The following is a 20,192-nucleotide window of genomic DNA, read 5'->3' on the forward strand; positions in this document are numbered from 1 at the left end:
GAACCCTTCAAGGCGATGGTAAGTGTGCGTTATGGGAAATGATTTTAGTAAAATTTTTACTAAAATGTAGTGGGTAAAATGATTTACTTTAACTGGATCACGAAAATAAGCTGTGAGAAGAAAAGCGGCGAAAAGCGGAATACGCCCGGCTATCAGGAAAACCGGGCGGCGGAAAAAGGGGGTTAGCGGCTGGTGCCGCGCAGTTTAAGTTTACTGGGAACGAAGACCAGCAGCGGCAGTGCGCGCCCGTCACGGGCTTTTTCGTACACCAGATTTACGCCCTGGCTGCCCATCATTTCGGAATGAATGCGCACCGTGGAAAGCGGTGGGAAGGTGAATCGCGCCGTCGGAATGTCATTCACGCTTATCAGGGAGATGTCGCGTGGGATCTCAAGGCCATGCTCATGGATTGCGCGTAACACGCCAATGGCTATCGAGTCGGAGGCGACAAACAGCGCGCGCGGATAATCCGCTTTAGCCAGCATTTGTTTCGCCAGTTCGTAACCTGATGAACTGGAAAAACCACCGCGCCAGATATCGTCTTCACGCACGACCTGCTTCAGGCGGCCATATTCGACAAACGCGGCTTCGCGGATATCGGCTTTGCCGGGCTCATCCTCCCCGCCAATAAAACCGATACGGGTTGCGCCCTGAGCAATGAAAAAGTCGATGATCTCTTTGCTGATGCGGGACAAATCGATATCGACGGCATCGTATTCACTGCCTGATTCGTGAAAGTCGATAAAGCAGATATTGTCAGTCAGCGCGGCGGCGGCGGCGCGTAAGGCGGCTGAGGGCTTGCCGACAATGAGAATGCCGGTGATGTTTTTAAGATCCGGCAACCCGCTGTGTTCGTAGCAGTTGGTCAGTTCAATCCCCAGTTTTTCACACTGTGTCTCAATCCCGTGGCGGATTGCCAGATAGTAGGGATCGTTAATTTCCAGCTCTTGCTGATAACTGTAGATGGCAAGGATGTGTTGCAGGCTGACCGTACTATTCTGGCTCTTACGGGCGCTGCTGGTTTTGTACTCCAGCTTTTCCGCGATTTCCAGAATGCGGTGTTTGGTCTCTTCTTTGACATTCAGCGTGGGGTCGTCGTTTAAGACCCGCGACACTGTCGCCAGGGATACGCCAGCTTCAATTGCGATATCTTTAAGTGTTGCCATGATTACCTTTTTCGACTTTCCCCTGAGTAGCCTTTTCATTGTAAAGGAAGTGCTTATCTATGCATCTGTTTTCAGTAAATAAAGCGCGTTTATTTGACGTGCCAGGGGTAAATTTCAGCTTAAAGAGTGTGATAAACGCAGCATTTCCCCTTTTTTAAGAACAGCGCCTGGAAAAATTATTGCTATGATTTAGTAAATTTTTACCAAAGGGAGAAAAAGATGGAGACGGTGGCCTTTGCGGATTTTGCCCGACTGGAGCTGCGTGTTGGAAAGATTGTACAGGTAAAGCGTCATGATAATGCCGATAAGCTTTACATTGTGCAGGTGGATGTGGGCGAGCGTACGCTGCAAACGGTAACCAGCCTCGTACCTTATTACCGTGAGGATGCGCTGATGGGGAAAACGGTGGTGGTACTGTGCAATCTGCAAAAAGCCAAAATGCGTGGTGAAACGTCAGAGTGCATGTTGCTGTGCGCCGAAACCGATGACGGCAGTGAAAGCGTATTGCTGACGCCGGAACGCGTAATGCCTGCGGGCGTGCGGGTTGTGTGAACATTGCCGGATGGCGATGCTGGCGCATCTTATCCGGCCTACAGGCGGGCGTGCGGGTTGTGTGAACATTGCCGGATGGCGATGCTGGCGCATCTTATCCGGCCTACAGGCGGGTGTGCGGGTTGTGTGAACATTGCCGGATGGCGACGCTGGCGCATCTTATCCGGCCTACAGGCGGGTGTGCGGGCTGTGTGAACATTGCCGGATGGCGACGCTGGCGCGTCTTATCCGGCCTACAGGCGGGCGTGCGGGTTGTGTGAACGTTGCCGGATGGCGGGTGTGCGGGCTGTGTGAACGTTGCCGGATGGCGATGCTGGCGCATCTTATCCGGCCTACGGATCGGATTCCTGTAGGCCGGATAAGCGTAGCGCCATCCGGCGGTGTGTTATGTTTCCTCAACGCTCACCCGTAACGCCGCCAGAGCCTTGCGGGTCGCTTTTAACACCTGTTCACACTGCTCAATTGTTAATGTCAGCGGTGGTTCGATGCGAATCGTTTTCGAGTTGTTGAGCGTCCCGGCAACCAGTACCCGCTGGCGGAACATCTCGCTGGCGAAGTTGTAGCCGATTTCGTTGTCAACAAACTCAATCGCCATCAACATCCCTTTTCCGCGAGCGTCCTGCACCAGGTCAGGATATTCCCTGGCAAGCTGGAGGAAGCCGTCCAGCAACATATCGCCTTTCTGCTCTGCCTGTGCCGGTAGATTCTGCTCCAGCAACACGTTAATGGTCGCTAATGCTGCCGCACAGGCCAGCGGGTTGCCGCCAAAGGTTGTGGTGTGCAGGAACGGATTATCGAACAGAACGGAGAATACCTCTTCGGTAGCGATGGTTGCCCCAACCGGCATCACGCCGCCGCCTAACGCTTTTGCCAGACATAAAATGTCAGGCTGCACGTTTTCATGTTCACAGGCGAACATCTTACCGGTGCGCCCCATGCCGGTCTGGACTTCATCCAGAATCATCAGGGCGCCAAACTCATCGCAGAGTTTACGCACGGCGGTCAGATAGCCCTGCGGCGGCAGGATCACGCCGCCCTCGCCCTGAATTGGTTCCAGAATGACGGCTGCCACATCGTCGCCGGTTTTTTTACACTCGCTAAGCGCAGTACGCATGGCCTCAATGTTGCCAAACGGTACATGGCGAAAGCCCGGCAGCAGCGGCATAAACGGCTTGCGGAACGTGGATTTCGCCGTGGCGGAAAGCGACCCCAGCGATTTACCGTGAAACGCGCCGCTGGTAGCGATAAAGGTAAACTTACCGCGCGGCGACTGATACGCTTTCGCCAGTTTCAGCGCCGCTTCCACCGATTCGGTGCCGCTGTTGCTGAAAAAACTGTACTTCAGTTTTCCAGGCGTGAGCGCTGCGAGCGTTTTAGCCAGCATGGCCCGGAGCGGGTCCAGTAACTCCTGGCTGTGCAGAGGTTGTTTTGCGAGTTGATTCTGTACGGCGGATACGACAACTGGATTACGGTGCCCCACGTTGAAAATGCCAAAACCACCCAGGCAATCAATAAACTCCTGTCCCTGGGTGTCGACAAGCGTATTCAGACTTCCCGCTTGCCACTCTACGGCTCCGTAATCCCCGCCAGCGGTCACAGATTTTCGATACTCTAAAAACCCCGGATTAACATGCTCTTTGAAGTAATCAATCACCTCTCGGTTCAGTGCTTTCATTTCCTCATGATCAAGCGTTCGCTTTTCAATGAGATTCAGTGCGTGTGCGCTACAGGCCAGGGCCGATGCGCTGGAAGGTAACCTGTTCAAAATATGCTCCCGGAACTCGCGTATCACATGATACTGAGTTAAGTATTGCAGGGATTGCGCCATATCGGCGTGGATCATGAAAATCGGGATAAACACCAGGGAAAATATCAAGTGTGCAATATTTAATCTCATTCATTAACAATTGGTGATGTTTTGCGCAGTGCGTGTGTGGGGACGCGGGGGCTGACGAGCGGGCAGTCGCACCAGAACAGTGCGGGCGGTGTGCGTATATGGGGCGGAAGTTATAGCAGAACTGAATAGTTACTTAACGAAAGTATTTTAAATCAATGAATTAGAAAACATACAAATATTACGGTTTAAACGCAAATTGCGATCTAAATCAAATTTAACAACTAAAGATAAACCAATTATCGCCGAAATAACATCTGACAGAAAAGTTAACATTCAAGTAACCTGCACAGGACGCAACCATGTCTTCTCATCCCTACGTCAGCCAGCATAATTATCCGCTGGATGATGATACAACTCTGATGTCCACAACTGACCTGCAAAGCTATATCACCCATGCAAATGATACCTTCGTTCAGGTAAGCGGCTTTACGCTGAATGAACTGCTTACGCAACCGCATAATCTGGTACGCCACCCGGACATGCCGAAAGCCGCGTTTGCGGATATGTGGTACACCCTCAGGCAGGGTGAGCCGTGGAGCGGCATCGTGAAAAACCGACGGAAGAATGGCGATCACTACTGGGTGCGGGCGAATGCGGTGCCGATGGTGCGGGAAGGGCGCGTGACCGGCTATATGTCGATTCGTACCCGCGCGACAGACGAAGAGATTGCTGCCGTTGAGCCTTTGTATAAGGCGCTGAATGAAGGCCGCAGCAACAAACGTATCCACAAAGGACTGGTGGTGCGTAAAGGCTGGCTGGGGAAACTGCCGGCAATCCCCATTCGCTGGCGTGTACGCAGCGTTATGGCGCTGACGGGCGTGGTGCTGATGGCGGCGATGGCGCAAATGGGCGTTGCGTGGCCAGCGCTATTCGTGAACGCCCTGCTGATGCTGGCGGGAACGGCGGTGTTTGAATGGCAGATTGTGCGTCCGATCGAAAATGTCGCCCGGCAGGCGTTGAAAGTCGCAACGGGCGAGCGTAACAGCGTATCGCATCTTAACCGTAGTGACGAACTGGGGCTGATGTTGCGCGCGGTAGGCCAGCTTGGGCTTATGTGCCGCTGGCTGATTAATGACGTCTCAAGCCAGGTTTCCAGCGTCAGAAACGGCAGCGAGACGTTAGCGAAAGGCAATGACGATCTGAATAAACACACCCGCCAGACGGTGGAGAATGTGCAGCAGACGGTGACGACTATGAACCAGATGGCGGAGTCCGTGAAGAAAAATTCCACCACCGCGTCCGCCGCCGATAAATTATCCAGCGCGGCCAGCAGTGCGGCGACGCAGGGCGGAGAGGCGATGGAAACCGTCATTAAAACGATGGATGACATCGCTGACAGCACGCAGCAGATTGGCACAATCACTACGCTGATTAACGATATTGCTTTTCAGACGAATATCCTGGCGCTGAACGCGGCGGTTGAAGCGGCGCGAGCGGGCGAGCAGGGTAAAGGATTTGCCGTTGTCGCCGGGGAAGTTCGCCATCTTGCCAGCCGAAGCGCCAGCGCGGCGAATGATATTCGTAAGCTCATTGACGCCAGCGCAAGCCGGGTACAGTCCGGTTCCGAACAGGTGCATGCGGCAGGACGCACGATGGATGATATTGTGGCTCAGGTGCAAAACGTCACTCAGCTTATTGCGCAAATCAGCCACTCGACGCTGGAACAGGCGGACGGACTCTCCAGCCTGACCCGTGCCGTGGATGAGTTAAACCATATCACGCAGAAAAATGCCGAGCTGGTGGAGGAGAGCGCTCAGGTTTCAGCGATGGTTAAACATCGCGCCAGCCGTCTGGAAGACGCGGTAACGGTTCTGCATTAAATCAAATTCCCTTTATTTCTGCCGACAAACGCTTATCGAAGCCGATAAGCGTTTTGTCATAATATTGGGCTAACAATGTTAAGCACATATTAAATATTTACCATTTCGAGCTATTTCCTTATTTAAACCCGCTGCGTTATTTTGTGTGATTCTTCATTTTCCCGAACCTGAAAAATGAATTGTACAACGATCGGTCTGCCGATATTCATCGTTGAAAACTATTTACTGTAATAACTTGAAATAAAAAACGATCAATATCATAAAGTTAGCACAACCGTAACCGATAACGAACCCTGTATAGAGGAAAAACAATCTCCAGGGGGAAATATGCTTTTGCATAACATGAAGATCCGCTCGAAATTATTTATTGCGTTTGGTTTGTTTATTGTACTGATGATCGTGAGTTCTGGCCTTTCGTTGTTCAGCCTGGATCGAACGAATACCAGTATGCAGAACATCATTACTCACGATTATCCCACGACGGTGAAAGCCAACCTGCTGATCGATAATTTTCAGGATTTCGTTAGCACGCAGCAGCTGATGCTGCTGGATGAAGAAGGACGCTGGAGCCAGGAGTCGCAAAAGCAGCTGGATGCGATTAGCCAGCGCATTACGGTATTGCTCGATGAACTGTCCGCCAGCAGTCAGGACGAGGCCTCAAAGGCCATTATCGCCGGAATTCGCGATGTGCGTCAGCAGTATCTGGCCTCCCGGTTCCGTATTTTGCAGGAAATTCAGAACCATAATCGTCCGGCGGCGATACAGGAAATGATGACGACCACCGTCAACATACAGCAGGCGTATAAAGCCAAAGTACAGGAGCTGATCGCTATTGAAGATACGCTGATGCGCAACGCGGGCGCGTCGGTTGACCAGGATTTTCGCACCAACCGGGCACAGCTGATTCTCCTGGCGCTTATCAGCATTGCCGCCGGAGTGATAATGGGATGGTACATCGTACGTTCCATTACCCGACCGCTTAATGACGCCGTGCAGTTTGCCGGGGCGATTGCGGAGGGGGATTTGACCCGCACGATTCATATCGCGCAAAAGGATGAAACCGGCGTGCTGTTGCAGGCGCTGATGGAGATGAAAAACCGTCTGTTGGTGATCGTGCAGGAAGTTCAGAACGGCTCTGAAAATATCTCCAGCGCGGCGGCGCAAATTGTCGCGGGCAACCAGGATCTGGCGGCGCGTACTGAAGAACAGGCCAGTTCTGTTGAGCAAACGGCGGCCTCTATGGAGCAGATTACCGCCACTGTCAAAAATACGGCGGACCACACCAGCGAAGCGACCCATCTTTCTGCCGATGCGGCCAGCGTGGTGAAAAATAACGGTGAGATGATGCGTCAGGTCACGCAAAAAATGCGCGTGATAAATGAGACCTCTAACCGCATGTCCGACATTATCAACCTGATTGATTCTATTGCCTTCCAGACCAACATTCTGGCGCTTAACGCCGCCGTGGAAGCCGCTCGCGCCGGGGAACACGGGCGTGGCTTCGCGGTCGTGGCGGGGGAAGTTCGTCAACTGGCGCAAAAAAGCGCGTCGTCGGCCAGTGAGATCCGCCACCTGATCGAAGACTCTACCAGCCAGACGCAGGAGGGGATGCAACTGGTGGAAAAAGCCAGTGCGTTGATTAATGGTATGGTGGATAACGTTGAAGAGATGGATGTGATTCTGCGTGAAATCGGTCAGGCCAGTCGCGAACAAACCGATGGGATTTCGCAAATCAACAGCGCGATTGGGCTGATTGACGCCACCACGCAACAGAACTCGTGTCTGGTTGAGGAGTCCGTTGCGGCAGCGGCGTCGCTGAATGAGCAGGCCCAGCACTTAAAAGAGATCGTGAAAGTGTTCCGCATCCGTGCGGAGGACGTACCGCCTGCTTAATCCAGTTGGCTGATTTCCAGCGCCGCGCGATCGATAACGCCGATGATCTGCTTAAGCTGCGCGTCGCTGATCCCGCCCTGATTCACCCGCAGATCCAACACGGCTTTGAAGTTGTCCAGCGCCCGTTTCATCTGCGGGTTCTTACGCAGTTCAAAGCCGACGCAGCGCGCTTTCACGCGTTCGTGGATGTGCTCCAGGTGTTCACGGTTCTCTTCCAGCCACCGTTGCCCCAGCTCTGTAATGGTGATCTGCTTACGCCCGCCGTCCTCTTCTTTGATAGTGATAAATTCCTGATCCTGAAGAAAATCCAGCGTTGGGTAAATCACGCCTGGGCTTGGGGTGTAGTTGCCCAGCGTCAGGTTCTCGATGGCTTTAATCAATTCGTAACCGTGGCTGGCCTCGCGGGTCAAAATTTCCAGAATCACCAGGCGTAGTTCGCCGTGGCCAAAAAAGCGCTGGCGACGTCCGCCGCCGCCCCGGCCATGACGGTGCTCGCAGCCATGTTCATGGCCGTGGTGATGCTCTCTCTCGCAACCTTCATGATGATGTCGCATGATGTACTCCTGCTTTATTTAGATATATCTAATTTATATCTAAAACTTGTGATCTTGCAAGTGGATCGATTTTTATTTTATTTAATTTATTGATTTTAAAGTGATTAAAATTGTTTTATATCGTGAGATATATCAAAGGTTACTGTATCAAAAAAGTGCTTGCAATCTTCATAACTAACAATCATTATCATTTAAAATTTAATTTAGATATATCGTATTATCTGCATGAAGGCGAAAAAATGATAAATACATCCTCACGCTACCCACAGCGCGTTCGTAACGAACTGCGTTTTCGTGAACTTACCGTTCTGCGCGTCGAGCGTATTAGCGCCGGTTTTCAGCGCATTGTTCTTGGCGGTGAAGCGCTGGAAGGCTTTAGCTCGCGCGGCTTTGACGATCACACCAAAGTGTTTTTCCCTGAACCGGGCAGCCTGTTCGTTCCTCCGACGGTGACGGACGAAGGGATTGTCTGGGGAGAGGGCGTACGTCCTGCTTCCCGCGATTACACGCCCTTATATGATGAAGAGCGGCACGAGCTGGCGCTGGATTTCTTTATTCACGACGGCGGCGTGGCGAGCACATGGGCAGTAAACGCTCGCGAAGGCGACACGCTCACCATCGGTGGGCCGCGTGGATCGCTGGTGGTGCCGGAAGACTATGCATATCAGGTTTATGTTTGCGATGAATCAGGGATGCCAGCGCTGCGCCGCCGCCTGGAAGCGCTCGATCGCTTGTCCGTTCGCCCGCATGTTACGGCGCTGGTCAGCGTACAGGATGCCGCGTATCAGGATTATCTGGCGCATCTTGATGGCTTTGCCATTGAATGGGTGGTCGGACACGATGAGCAGGCGATTGATGAGCGGCTGGCGCAATTAACGGTGCCGGAGGCGGATTATTTCATCTGGATCACGGGTGAAGGGAAAGTGGTTAAGCATCTCAGCCGTCGCTTTGAGACGGAACAGTTTGATCCGCAACGGGTGCGCGCCGCAGCATACTGGCATCGTAAGCCGGCTTAATCATTCCTTATAGGTGGAAACTTAACCGGGCCACAGCGGGCCCGGTTTTCTGCTGACTATCAGACGTTGTGACTTTCCGCCAGCGCTTTAAACACCATTGCCACGGCGTGTGCGCCAGGGTCCATATTGCCAAGCAGGCTTTCGCTGCTGAGGTAGGATGCGCGTCCGGCGTTGGCTTTGCTGGACTGACAGGTACGTTCTGCGCCATTTTGCGCGGCGGAAAAGGCCGCGTGCAGATCCTGTGGCTGCGCAAGCAACGATGTCAGGGCCGGCTGTAAAGCGTCGATCATGGTACGATCGCCTTCATCCGCGCCACCGTAATACTTCATCTGCGCCAGACCGGTATTCAGCGCTTCCGCCACACTGGCGCCTTGCTCCAGTTTCTGCCCTGCGGCGGTAAAGAAAATGGACATCAGCACACCGCTGGAGCCGCCCATGACGACGGTCAGGCGTTCGCCAATGAGTGCGAACAGCGTGGCGAGATGGTCGAGCGGCAACTGCTGGCGGTGTAGCAGGCCCGCGATTTCACGCGCGCCTGCCGCAAAAGTTGAGCCGGTATCGCCGTCGCCGACTTTGGCATCCAGCGCGTTAAGATCCATTTCCAGATCGGACAGCGTGCGGGTGATTTGCTCAACAATCCCGGCAACTAACGCGTTCTCTGAAGGCTGAAACTCTACCCGCGCGCTTTGCAGTGAGGATGGCATAATGGTTATCTCACGCGGCGGCACCGGCGTTTGCCAACTGCTGGTTTCCACCCCGGAGAGCAACGCTTTTTCGATACTTTCTTCCAGCACCATTGCCGTCAGTGAAAAACCTTTCATATCCAGCGCAGTCACCAGCGAAGCCGGGCCGATAAGCCAGTCGATGCGTTTATGCAGCGGGCTGCGCGCCAGTTCACGCGTGATGATGGCCATTTCCGCGACGGAGACGCCGCCAAGGTTATTGACCATCACCGCCAGACGACCGGTCTCAGGCAGAGCGGAGAGGAGTTTGTCGGCCATCAGGCTCACAATCTGCGCGCTGTTTTGGGTATCAATGACTGATGCGCCGGGTTCACCGTGGATCCCCATTCCCAGCTCAGACTGATTAGGATGATGGCGTGGTGCGTTCTCCGTCTCCTGCGGCAGATGGCAACTGGAAATCGCAACGCCAAGACTCACGGTATTGTTGGCGGCGTACTGCGCTTCACGCAAGACGGTCGCCAGGTTGTAGCCGCGTTCGGCAAAATAGCCGGCGACTTTATGAACCAGAATGGTGCCCGCGATACCACGCGGGTGCTTATTGTCTGGCAGCGAAATGTCATCCCCGACAATCAGCATTTCAACGTTGTAGCCCAGACGGCGCGCTTTCTCTGCCGCAAGGCCGAAGTTCAGACGATCGCCGGTATAGTTTTTTACGATTAACAGGCAGCCGGCGTCGCCAGTGACTGCCTGGATAGCGGTCAGCACTGCATCGACGCTGGGGGAGGCAAACAGATCGCCGCAGACGGCAGCGGTTAACATGCCTTTCCCGATGAAGCCAACGTGGGCAGGTTCGTGCCCGGAGCCGCCGCCGGAAATCACCGCGACGTTGCTACGGTTCAGATCGCGGCGAACCACGACACGAATCGCCGGATCGCTCTCCAGGCGCACCAGATTGTTCCACGGGCTGGAGATAATCGTTCCTTCAATGACATCGTTGACGAGATGGGGTCGCTGGTTAAAAAAGAATTGAGTCATAACGGTTCCTGGAGAGTGGGGAAAAACAGACCCCCGGCTGCACATTATGGTTGCGGAGGCGCTCATCATCGGGACGCTGCGGGGCAGGTCGGCGATGAGGAGATTCTGGCTGAGTTCATGAAGAAAAAAATTTGAGGAAAATGAGTTTCATTACGAAACGAAATTATTCTTTTATGTTCCGTAATGAAACGTTTTATGATGGGAAAAAGCCAAAATGCGAGCCGGAGCGCGCCTTTTTCCCGCTCATTCACGCAGAAAAGTTGGCCGGACAGAAAAATATTTTCCTGTTTTGTCGGCAATCGGTGGCGAAAACCACGCGTGATTCCCTTTTTTTCAGAGGCATTATGAGAAGGCTGAACGGATCGGGATCGCAATCCTGCCGTTTTTTAGGGGTTATTGTTCCACTATGAAACGTGATGAATTTTTCTGTGTTCCATTTCAGAACAAAAAGAGGAAAGATTTTTTTGGCGATGCCTCGTCCTACAGTGATTGCATCGCTCCGGTATCGCTCCGTTTTCGCCATTAACACAGGGCCAAACAGGATAACGCCAGGGCTCACCATGTAAATACATGCACTTATTTGAGGATGACAGGAATGCTAAAAGTTATTCAATCTCCAGCCAAATATCTCCAGGGACCTGATGCTTCTGTCTTATTCGGTCAATATGCCAAAGACCTGGCGGACAGCTTTTTCGTGATTGCAGATGACTTCGTCATGAAGCTGGCGGGAGAGAAGGTGCTGAATGGCCTGAATAGCCACGAAATCCGTTGCCACGCAGAACGTTTCAATGGCGAATGCAGCCATGTTGAAATCAACCGTCTGATGGCCATTTTGAAACAAAAAGGCTGCCGTGGCGTGGTGGGGATCGGCGGCGGGAAAACGCTTGATACGGCAAAAGCCATTGGCTACTACCAGAAACTGCCGGTCGTTATTATTCCGACTATTGCGTCCACCGATGCCCCGACCAGCGCATTGTCGGTTATCTATACCGAAGCGGGCGAGTTTGAAGAGTATCTGATCTACCCGAAAAACCCGGATATGGTGGTGATGGACACGGCAATCATCGCCAAAGCGCCGGTGCGTTTACTGGTGTCCGGGATGGGGGATGCGCTTTCCACCTGGTTTGAAGCGAAAGCCTGCTATGACGCCAGAGCGACCAGCATGGCGGGCGGGCAGTCTACGGCGGCGGCCTTGAGCCTGGCGCGCCTGTGTTATGATACATTGCTCGCAGAAGGTGAAAAAGCGCGTCTGGCGGCTCAGGCTGGCGTTGTGACTGATGCGCTGGAACGTATCGTTGAAGCCAACACCTATCTCAGCGGCATTGGCTTTGAGAGCAGCGGTCTGGCCGGGGCGCATGCGATTCACAACGGTTTCACTATTCTGGAAGAGTGCCACCATTTGTATCACGGCGAAAAGGTCGCGTTTGGCACGCTGGCGCAACTGGTATTACAGAACAGCCCGATGGAAGAGATCGAAACCGTTCTGGGGTTCTGCGAGAAAGTGGGACTGCCGATTACCCTCGCGCAGATGGGCGTGAAAGACGGCATTGAAGGGAAAATTCAGGCGGTGGCGAAAGCGACCTGCGCGGAAGGCGAAACCATCCACAATATGCCGTTTGAGGTGACGCCGGACAGCGTTTATGCCGCGATTCTGACGGCGGATCTGTTAGGCCAGCAGTGGCTGGCGCGTTAATCCGCCTTTAGTTACGTTCTCTTCCCGAGATGAAAAGGCAGTTTCTCTTCCCCTCTGACCGTTCCGGTCGGAGGGGGTGTCTATGGTAAAACAGCGGAAAAGGATATGACGGCTCAGACGCAGGACATTGGGAAGGAAGTATCTTCCGTCATCGCTCAGTCATGGCATCGTTGCAGCAAGTTTATGCAGCGAGAAACCTGGCAGACGCCGCACCAGGCGCAAGGGCTGACCTTTGAATCGATTTGCCGACGCAAAACGGCGTTGCTGACGATAGGTCAGGCTGCGCTGGAAGATGCCTGGGAGTTCATGGATGGACGACCTTGCGCGCTGTTTATCCTGGATGAATCCGCCTGTATCTTAAACCGCTGCGGCGATCCCGGGACGCTGGAGAAACTGGCGGAACTGGGCTTTCTCGACGGCAGCTACTGTGCGGAAAGCATCATCGGCAGCTGTGCGCTGTCGCTGGCGACCATGCCGGGGCAACCAACCAAAACGGCCGGAGAGCAGCATTTTAAACAGGCGCTGCACCCGTGGTCATTCTGCTCAACCCCGGTATTTGATAATCACGGCCGCCTGTTTGGCTCCATTTCGCTCTGCTGTCTGGTGGAGCACCAGTCAGTTTCTGATTTATCGCTGACGCTGGCGATCGCCCGTGAAGTGGGAAATTCACTGTTAACCGATAGCCTGTTGGCCGAGTCTAATCGTCATCTGAATCAGATGTACGGGCTGCTGGAAAGCATGGACGATGGCGTTATGGCGTGGAACGAGCAGGGTGTGTTGCAGTTTCTCAACGCGCGGGCGGCCACGATGCTGCATCTGGATACGCAGGCCAGCCAGGGGAAAAACATCCATGATCTGGTCAATTTGCCTGCCTTGCTGCGTCGCGCCATTAAACACGCCCGCGGGTTGAGCCATGTCGAAGTGACTTTTGAAAGTCAGCATCAGTTTGTTGATGCCGTCATTACCCTGAAACCGATTGTTGAGGAGCAGGGCAACAGCTTTATTCTGCTGCTGCACCCGGTGGAGCAAATGCGCCAGTTGATGACCAGTCAACTGGGGAAAGTGAGCCATACCTTTGAGCAGATGTCGACGGACGATCCAGAAACGCGTCGGTTGATCCACTTTGGCCGCCAGGCGGCGAGGGGGAGCTTCCCGGTTCTGCTGTGTGGTGAAGAAGGGGTGGGCAAAGAGCTTCTCAGCCAGGCTATCCACAACGAAAGCGAGCGCGCGAGCGGGCCTTATATCGCCGTAAACTGCCAGCTCTATGCCAATAGCGTGCTGGGGCAGGATTTTATGGGCAGTGCGCCAACCGATGATGAAAATGGTCGTCTGAGTCGCCTTGAACTGGCGAGCGGTGGCACGCTGTTTCTGGAAAAAATTGAATATCTGGCGCCGGAGTTACAGTCTGCGCTGCTGCAAGTGATCAAGCAGGGCGTGTTAACCCGCCTTGACGCGCGACGTCTGATCCCGGTGGATGTGAAAGTGATCGCGACGACCACGGTTGATCTGGCGAATCTGGTCGAGCAGAACCGCTTTAGCCGTCAGCTTTACTATGCCCTGCATTCGTTTGAAATTATTATTCCTCCGCTACGCGCGCGGCGTAACAGCATCCCTTCGCTGGTCTATAACCGGCTGAACGGCCTGAAAAAACGCTTTTCAACCAGCCTGAAGGTGGATGATGATGCGCTGGCGCAGCTGGTGGCCTATTCCTGGCCGGGCAATGACTTCGAGCTGAACAGCGTCATCGAAAACATCGCTATCAGCAGCGATAACGGCCACATCCGCCTGAGTAATCTGCCGGAATATCTGTTTTCTGAACGCCCCGGCATGGATACGACATCATCGCTGCTACCCGCCAGCCTGACGTTTACGGCTATCGAGAAAGAGGCGATTATCCATGCCGCCCGCGTCACCAGCGGACGGGTGCAGGAAATGTCTCATTTGCTGAACATTGGCCGCACTACGCTGTGGCGTAAGATGAAGCAGTACGACATCGACGCCAGCCAGTTCAAGCGCAAGCATCACGACTAGACCGGCTTTCGCCGGGGGCTCCCGGCGATATCCGCAAATTTTTCCGGGTTACAGCCCGCCCAACAGTTTGCAGCGTTCGCCCACAACCGAAATGGCATTGGGGCCGAAAAAGTTCACATTTGGCACCAGATCATCAAACACACGATAGCTCATAATAAGACCTTCCCGGGTTCGAATGAGCATTCAGAGAAACAGCGCAACGCAGTTTCTGCCAATAACATATCCTGCTACGACGTACAGGGCTGAGGCCGTGATGAATTATCGCGCGGCGGTAAATGTTTTATTTCATGTTCTTTATTTTGTCGCTCTCAGGTATTAAGTCAACAGGATAAAAATTGCTCAATTGATAACGCAATTATCTTCCAGACGTATTTTTTGATTAATGTCATTCGACATGATCACACTTTTCTCTACAGACCATTATTTGTGTTTCATACTGAAACTCATATTTTTAGAGGCGTATCAAACTGGAGCGTAATTAATTTTGTTTTTTCTCTCGGTGAACCCGGCACTGACCGCCTCCTCACCAGACGTCTAATCCCCCACACTTGCTGCGCTTGTTGTTTCCAGCCTTGCGGGCTATCTGGTTGATCTGTGGAGAGGAAGACGGATGGTGTTGTGACTCACCTCGAAACCTGGTTGAAAGAAAAGGATAAATTTAATGATTTCTTTGATATTAAGTTCAATCCAGGGGCATATTAGAGAGGTGTTTTTCAGATGGTTAATTTTAAGGATAAAAGTATGCCAGCAGTCATTGATAAAGCCTTAGATTTCATTAACGGTATGAATACATCCGCTTCAGTCCCACACCCAATGGATGAAAGTACAGCCAAGGGGATTTTTAAATATTTGAACGAGTTGGGGGTTCCGGCGAGAGCAGAAGATGTGGCAGCCCGAGGCGATCGGGAAGGGTGGAATGCCGGGTTTACGGAAAAATTGGTCGGGTGGGCTGAAAAAATTGCGTCAGGAGAGCGGGTGCTTATTAAAAACCCTGAATATTTTTCTTTATATATGCGTGAGCAGCTTCGGGCACTGGTATAAGCTGAGCACGCGCAAAAAGATCTATCTGCCCCGATGCTCTCGCCTTCAATTCGGGAGCATCTATTCCGGCCACCCAGAAAAAAGGACCTGCGATTTCTCGCAAGTCCTTGATATTTGGTGGCCCCTGCTGGACTTGAACCAGCGACCAAGCGATTATGAGTCGCCTGCTCTAACCACTGAGCTAAGGGGCCGTGGCGGTGGATTATAAAGTAACTCCGTGTTGCAATCCAGCCATAACCGTACGGATGCTGTTTTTATAAACAACGTATTTTCAATCCGTTATACTTTCAGCCTGATGTATCGTTCAGGAGTTAACATGGTTAAGGACATACTGGCGCGGGAGCTGAGAGTGGTATTTTGCGGCATCAATCCCGGCCTCTCTTCTGCGGGGACAGGGTTCCCGTTCGCGCATCCTGCCAACCGTTTCTGGAAGGTAATCCACCTTGCCGGATTTACCGGGCGTCAACTGAAACCGGAAGAGGCGCAGCATCTGCTGGATTTCCGCTGTGGCGTTACCAAATTTGTCGACAGACCTACCGTGCAGGCGAACGAAGTTAAGCTTCAGGAGATGCGTAGCGGCGGTCATAAGCTCATTGAGAAGATTGAGCACTATCAACCTGCGGCGTTGGCGATTCTGGGCAAGCAGGCGTTTGAGCAGGGATTTAGCCAGCGCGGCGCGCAGTGGGGAAAACAGACGATGACCATTGGCGATACGCAGATCTGGGTGTTGCCGAATCCCAGCGGCTTAAATCGCATCAGGACGGAAAAACTGGTGGAGGCGTATCGGGAACTTGATGAATCGCTGGTGGTTGATGGACTGTAAGCGGTAAAAAAACGCCACCTTGCGGTGGCGTTGATGCTTATGCGGCGAGATTAATCGTCCAGGAAGCTACGCAGCACTTCAGAACGGCTCGGGTGACGCAGTTTACGCAGCGCCTTCGCTTCGATCTGACGGATACGTTCGCGGGTAACGTCAAACTGTTTACCCACTTCTTCCAGCGTATGGTCGGTGTTCATATCAATACCGAAACGCATCCGCAGCACTTTTGCTTCACGCGCCGTCAGGCCAGCCAGCACGTCATGCGTTGCGGCACGCAGGCTCTCGGTGGTGGCAGAGTCCAGCGGCAGCTCGAGGGTGGTATCCTCGATGAAATCTCCCAGATGCGAATCTTCATCGTCGCCGATCGGCGTTTCCATGGAGATAGGCTCTTTGGCGATCTTCAGCACTTTACGGATCTTGTCTTCCGGCATCAGCATGCGCTCGGCCAGCTCTTCTGGCGTCGGCTCGCGACCCATTTCTTGCAGCATCTGGCGGGAGATACGGTTGAGTTTGTTGATGGTCTCAATCATATGCACCGGAATACGGATGGTGCGCGCCTGATCCGCGATAGAGCGGGTGATCGCCTGACGAATCCACCAGGTGGCATAGGTGGAGAATTTGTAACCACGACGGTATTCGAACTTGTCTACCGCTTTCATCAGACCGATGTTGCCTTCCTGAATCAGATCCAGGAATTGCAGACCACGGTTGGTGTATTTTTTGGCGATAGAGATAACCAGACGCAAGTTCGCTTCAACCATCTCTTTCTTCGCACGGCGGGCTTTCGCTTCGCCGATGGACATGCGACGGTTGATGTCTTTTACCTGCTCGATGGTCAGGCCGGTTTCTTCTTCAATCTGTTGCAGTTTTTGCAGGCTGCGCTGAACGTCTTCAGTGACATCGTGCAGCTTTTCGGACCACGGCTTGTTCATCGCAATGGCGGCATTGAACCAGGTTTCGCTGGTTTCGTTGCCGGTGAACAGGGTGATGAAGTTTTTCTTCGGCATTTTGCACTGCTCAACGCAGAGCTTCATGATCAGGCGTTCTTGCGTGCGAACGCGATCCATCATGACGCGCATGCTGTTCACCAGGTAGTCGAACTGCTTCGGCACCAGGCGGAACTGCTTAAACACTTCAGACAGCTTCAGAATTTCGGTCTGCGCATCGGCGTGGCTGCGACCTTTCGCTTTGATGGTGTCACGGGTGACTTCGTACTGCGTACGCAGCTCTGCGAATTTTTCGCGCGCCAGTTCCGGGTCGATGCTGTTGTCGTCATCGCTGCTGTCGTCGTCTTCTTCTTCGTCTTCATCATCGTCGTCGTCCATCTCTTCCTGAGAGAGTTCAGAACCGACGTGCGTGGCGGTAGGCGCCATATCTTCTTCAGCGTTCGGGTCAACAAAGCCGGTGATCAGATCTGACAGGCGAGCTTCTTCGGCTTCAACGCGATCGTACTGTTCAAGCAGATAAGTAATCGCTTCCGGGTATTCGGCAACGGAGCATTGAACCTGGTTGATCCCGTCTTCGATACGTTTAGCGATGTCGATTTCGCCTTCACGGGTTAACAGTTCAACCGTACCCATCTCACGCATGTACATGCGTACCGGGTCAGTGGTACGACCGATTTCAGATTCAACACTGGATAAAACTTGAGCAGCAGCTTCTTCCGCGTCTTCGTCGGTGTTGTTGGTGTTTTCAGCAAGCAGCAGATCATCGGCATCCGGTGCTTCTTCCATCACCTGAATACCCATGTCGTTGATCATTTGGATGATGTCTTCGATTTGATCTGAATCGACGATATCTTCCGGCAGATGGTCATTGACCTCGGCATAGGTCAGATAGCCTTGCTCCTTACCACGGGTGACAAGAAGCTTCAGCTGTGACTGCGGGTTTTGCTCCATAAGACGGTATCCACACTTATTTCGTTTGATTGGTGTCGGCGGTGTATCTGCCAACCTTTAAAGCGAGGGCGTACTTATATTTTTGCCGCTGCCTCTCAGTGCGGCTGTCGGGGGCTTCCCGATCGCTATTCGGCACTTAAGCCGTTAAATACGTCATTCTTCAAGTTGTCTCTGCGTTAGCTGCGTTCTCTTGCTGCCTTAATACAACTTGAACGATTTTGTCTATCAATTCATTTTTTGGCCAGTTCCTGGTTCAGCGTCCAGAGTTCCCGGCGTTCTTCGTTGCTTAAACCGTGTGTGCGATCGCGAGCAATCAACTCTTCCTGGCGCAGCTTAAGCATCGAATCAAACATATGGTTGAGTGAGTCGGTGAAGGTTTTTTCAGCAATGTCCTTATCAGCTATATCGTCCCACATCGACAATTTTTCAAGGGTCGCAGCACTATTTGTGCCGCGATAATGTTCTAAAAGTTGGCCGGTGGTCAGACCTGGTTGAGACAAACAAGTGTTGACCAGTTCTTCAAATAAGCCAAGCCCGGGCAGCTTTTTTTGATCCAGACCGCCTAGCGGTGGTACTAACGGCGCTAAATCCGGGTTTTGTACCAGTAACCCTATAAGTATACGCATGGTCGTGCGTTTTAGCTGCGGAGCTGGGCGTACCGTGCCACTTTCTGCCTGTTTTGGCATTAAGCGGTCAAGCTGGCTATCGTCAAAGATGCCTAATTTCAGCCCCAGCATCTGTCGTAGCTGGATCCTGTGCGTATCTCCGGGAACCTGGTTAATCAGCGGCAGCGCCAGCGCGGCAAGCTGCGTACTTCCATCCGGCGTACTCAAATCAACCTGCGGCAAGAGGCTATTGAAGAGAAACAAAGAGAGCGGCAGAGCCTGCTCCATCCGTGCTTCGAATGCTTCTTTGCCCTCTTTACGCACCAGCGTATCCGGGTCTTCGCCATCAGGCAGGAACATAAAGCGCAACTGCCGTCCGTCGGTGATATAGGGCATTGCCGTTTCAAGCGCTCGCCATGCCGCATCGCGTCCGGCCCGATCGCCGTCATAACAGCAAATCACATTGTTAGTCGCCCGGAATAACATGTGGATATGGTCAGCTGTTGTCGATGTCCCCAACGATGCCACGGCGTAGTTAATGTCGTACTGCGCCAGCGCGACAACGTCCATATAGCCTTCAACAACAAGCAGTCGCTGCGGTTCAGCGTTATGTTGCTGAGCTTCATAAAGGCCATACAGCTGTCGACCTTTATGGAAAATATCGGTTTCCGGGGAGTTCAGGTATTTCGGCGTATCGTTACCGAGTACGCGACCACCAAAACCAATCACCCGTCCTCGTTTATCGCGAATCGGGAACATCACCCGATTACGGAAACGATCGTAGGTTCTGCCCTGGTCATTGTTGACCAGCATTCCGGCATCCAGTAACAGCGCTCTGTTGTCGCTATTATTACCGAAACGTTTTAATGCGTTATCCCAGCCTGGCGGAGCGAAACCAATCGCGAAGCGTTGAACGATTTCAGCGCTAAGGCCGCGTTTTTGCAGATATTGGCGCGCAGGCTCTGCTGTGGGGTGGGCGAGCGACTGTTGATAAAACGCATTCAGCCCGTCCATTAACTGATAGAGGTTTTGCCGTTGGTGGCGCTCTATCTGGCTAAGACCTGTCCCTGCTTCGTAGGGAATTTCCAGGTTGTGCATTGCAGCCAGTTCTTCGACGGTTTCCACGAAATCGAGCTTGTCGTAGTTCATGAGGAAATCGATCGCGTTGCCGTGTGCGCCGCAGCCAAAGCAGTGGTAAAACTGTTTTTCACCGTTCACGGTGAAAGAGGGGGTTTTTTCGTTATGGAACGGACAGCACGCGTGAAAATTCTTGCCCTGCTTTTTCAGCTTCACCCGCGCATCGATCAGATCGATGATGTCGGTGCGTGCCAGCAGGTCATTGATAAATACGCGTGGGATTCGTCCAGCCATATGCCCCTTTTATACACTTCATCCTTCAGGCGCCGCTTTGCCGCATCCTGAATGATTTTGTATATATGCCAATGCATAAACGAAAATAAGCCGCGCATTCCTTTCGGAAGCACGGCC

15 protein-coding genes, 1 tRNA gene and 1 pseudogene are annotated in these 20,192 nt (G+C 52.9%); 9 read left to right on the top strand and 8 right to left on the bottom strand.

The window, feature by feature from the left end:
- Positions 1-182 precede the first annotated feature (182 nt).
- On the bottom strand, positions 183-1,166 hold the full coding sequence (gene ebgR / locus OGX81_RS07550) for a transcriptional regulator EbgR (RefSeq protein ID WP_104868163.1): 984 nt from the start codon (positions 1,164-1,166) through the stop codon (positions 183-185).
- A gap of 219 nt (positions 1,167-1,385) precedes the next feature.
- Here ebgR and OGX81_RS07555 point away from each other — a divergent pair, with 219 nt between their 5' ends.
- Positions 1,386-1,718: a tRNA-binding protein gene (locus OGX81_RS07555; protein ID WP_049009430.1), complete on the top strand. Its 333-nt coding sequence runs from the start codon at positions 1,386-1,388 to the stop codon at positions 1,716-1,718.
- 385 nt (positions 1,719-2,103) lie between these two features.
- Here OGX81_RS07555 and ygjG read toward each other — a convergent pair whose 3' ends face one another.
- Positions 2,104-3,483, bottom strand: a complete 1,380-nt coding sequence (ygjG, locus tag OGX81_RS07560) for a putrescine aminotransferase (protein WP_111925746.1) — start codon at positions 3,481-3,483, stop codon at positions 2,104-2,106.
- Positions 3,484-3,914: 431 nt separating this feature from the next.
- Between ygjG and OGX81_RS07565 the strand changes: the two genes are divergently transcribed.
- Together OGX81_RS07565 and OGX81_RS07570 are read left to right on the top strand one after the other, a co-directional pair.
- The gene (locus OGX81_RS07565; protein WP_049010696.1) at positions 3,915-5,435 is read left to right on the top strand and encodes a methyl-accepting chemotaxis protein; all 1,521 of its coding nucleotides are present in this window, start codon (positions 3,915-3,917) and stop codon (positions 5,433-5,435) included.
- Between the two features lie 327 nt (positions 5,436-5,762).
- Complete coding sequence (locus OGX81_RS07570) at positions 5,763-7,328, top strand: methyl-accepting chemotaxis protein (RefSeq protein ID WP_104868164.1); 1,566 nt, start codon at positions 5,763-5,765, stop codon at positions 7,326-7,328.
- Here the strand turns inward: OGX81_RS07570 and OGX81_RS07575 are convergent.
- Positions 7,325-7,882 carry a PadR family transcriptional regulator gene (locus OGX81_RS07575; RefSeq protein WP_058668131.1) on the bottom strand — a complete coding sequence of 186 codons (558 nt, stop codon included), beginning with the start codon at positions 7,880-7,882 and terminating at the stop codon, positions 7,325-7,327. The two genes, OGX81_RS07570 and OGX81_RS07575, sit on opposite strands and share 4 nt — an antisense overlap.
- A gap of 239 nt (positions 7,883-8,121) precedes the next feature.
- Here OGX81_RS07575 and OGX81_RS07580 point away from each other — a divergent pair, with 239 nt between their 5' ends.
- The gene (locus OGX81_RS07580; protein ID WP_047463900.1) at positions 8,122-8,898 is read left to right on the top strand and encodes a siderophore-interacting protein; all 777 of its coding nucleotides are present in this window, start codon (positions 8,122-8,124) and stop codon (positions 8,896-8,898) included.
- A 59-nt stretch (positions 8,899-8,957) separates the two neighbouring features.
- Here OGX81_RS07580 and OGX81_RS07585 read toward each other — a convergent pair whose 3' ends face one another.
- Complete coding sequence (locus OGX81_RS07585) at positions 8,958-10,616, bottom strand: glycerone kinase (protein ID WP_104868165.1); 1,659 nt, start codon at positions 10,614-10,616, stop codon at positions 8,958-8,960.
- Between the two features lie 140 nt (positions 10,617-10,756).
- Between OGX81_RS07585 and OGX81_RS07590 the strand changes: the two genes are divergently transcribed.
- The 3 genes from OGX81_RS07590 to dhaR all read left to right on the top strand — a co-directional run bounded on the left by OGX81_RS07590 (position 10,757) and on the right by dhaR (position 14,340).
- Positions 10,757-11,026, top strand: coding sequence for a hypothetical protein (locus tag OGX81_RS07590; protein ID WP_104868166.1), 270 nt, complete (start codon positions 10,757-10,759; stop codon positions 11,024-11,026).
- Between the two features lie 185 nt (positions 11,027-11,211).
- A complete protein-coding gene (locus OGX81_RS07595) occupies positions 11,212-12,309 on the top strand; it encodes a glycerol dehydrogenase (RefSeq protein ID WP_024130968.1) in 1,098 nt (365 codons plus the stop codon).
- Positions 12,310-12,414: 105 nt separating this feature from the next.
- Complete coding sequence (gene dhaR, locus OGX81_RS07600; protein WP_047461122.1) at positions 12,415-14,340, top strand: dihydroxyacetone kinase operon transcriptional regulator DhaR; 1,926 nt, start codon at positions 12,415-12,417, stop codon at positions 14,338-14,340.
- A gap of 54 nt (positions 14,341-14,394) precedes the next feature.
- Here the strand turns inward: dhaR and OGX81_RS07605 are convergent.
- Positions 14,395-14,493, bottom strand: a pseudogene (locus tag OGX81_RS07605) (hypothetical protein); the annotation flags it as partial.
- A gap of 588 nt (positions 14,494-15,081) precedes the next feature.
- On the opposite strand from OGX81_RS07605, the gene OGX81_RS07610 reads away from it, so the two are divergent.
- Positions 15,082-15,381 carry a DUF1889 family protein gene (locus tag OGX81_RS07610; RefSeq protein ID WP_024130967.1) on the top strand — a complete coding sequence of 100 codons (300 nt, stop codon included), beginning with the start codon at positions 15,082-15,084 and terminating at the stop codon, positions 15,379-15,381.
- A gap of 115 nt (positions 15,382-15,496) precedes the next feature.
- On the opposite strand, the gene OGX81_RS07615 is transcribed toward OGX81_RS07610, so the two are convergent.
- A tRNA-Ile gene (locus OGX81_RS07615) sits at positions 15,497-15,572 on the bottom strand.
- Positions 15,573-15,697: 125 nt separating this feature from the next.
- On the opposite strand from OGX81_RS07615, the gene mug reads away from it, so the two are divergent.
- A complete protein-coding gene (gene mug / locus OGX81_RS07620) occupies positions 15,698-16,204 on the top strand; it encodes a G/U mismatch-specific DNA glycosylase (protein WP_012135205.1) in 507 nt (168 codons plus the stop codon).
- 50 nt (positions 16,205-16,254) lie between these two features.
- Here mug and rpoD read toward each other — a convergent pair whose 3' ends face one another.
- Entirely contained in the window at positions 16,255-18,129 is a 1,875-nt protein-coding gene (gene rpoD / locus OGX81_RS07625; protein ID WP_256372597.1) for an RNA polymerase sigma factor RpoD, read from the bottom strand.
- A 200-nt stretch (positions 18,130-18,329) separates the two neighbouring features.
- Positions 18,330-20,075: a DNA primase gene (dnaG, locus tag OGX81_RS07630; protein ID WP_012135203.1), complete on the bottom strand. Its 1,746-nt coding sequence runs from the start codon at positions 20,073-20,075 to the stop codon at positions 18,330-18,332.
- Positions 20,076-20,192 lie beyond the last annotated feature (117 nt).

The sequence above is a fragment of the Citrobacter sp. CK206 genome, assembly GCF_030333125.1.
Classification (GTDB): domain Bacteria; phylum Pseudomonadota; class Gammaproteobacteria; order Enterobacterales; family Enterobacteriaceae; genus Citrobacter_B; species Citrobacter_B koseri.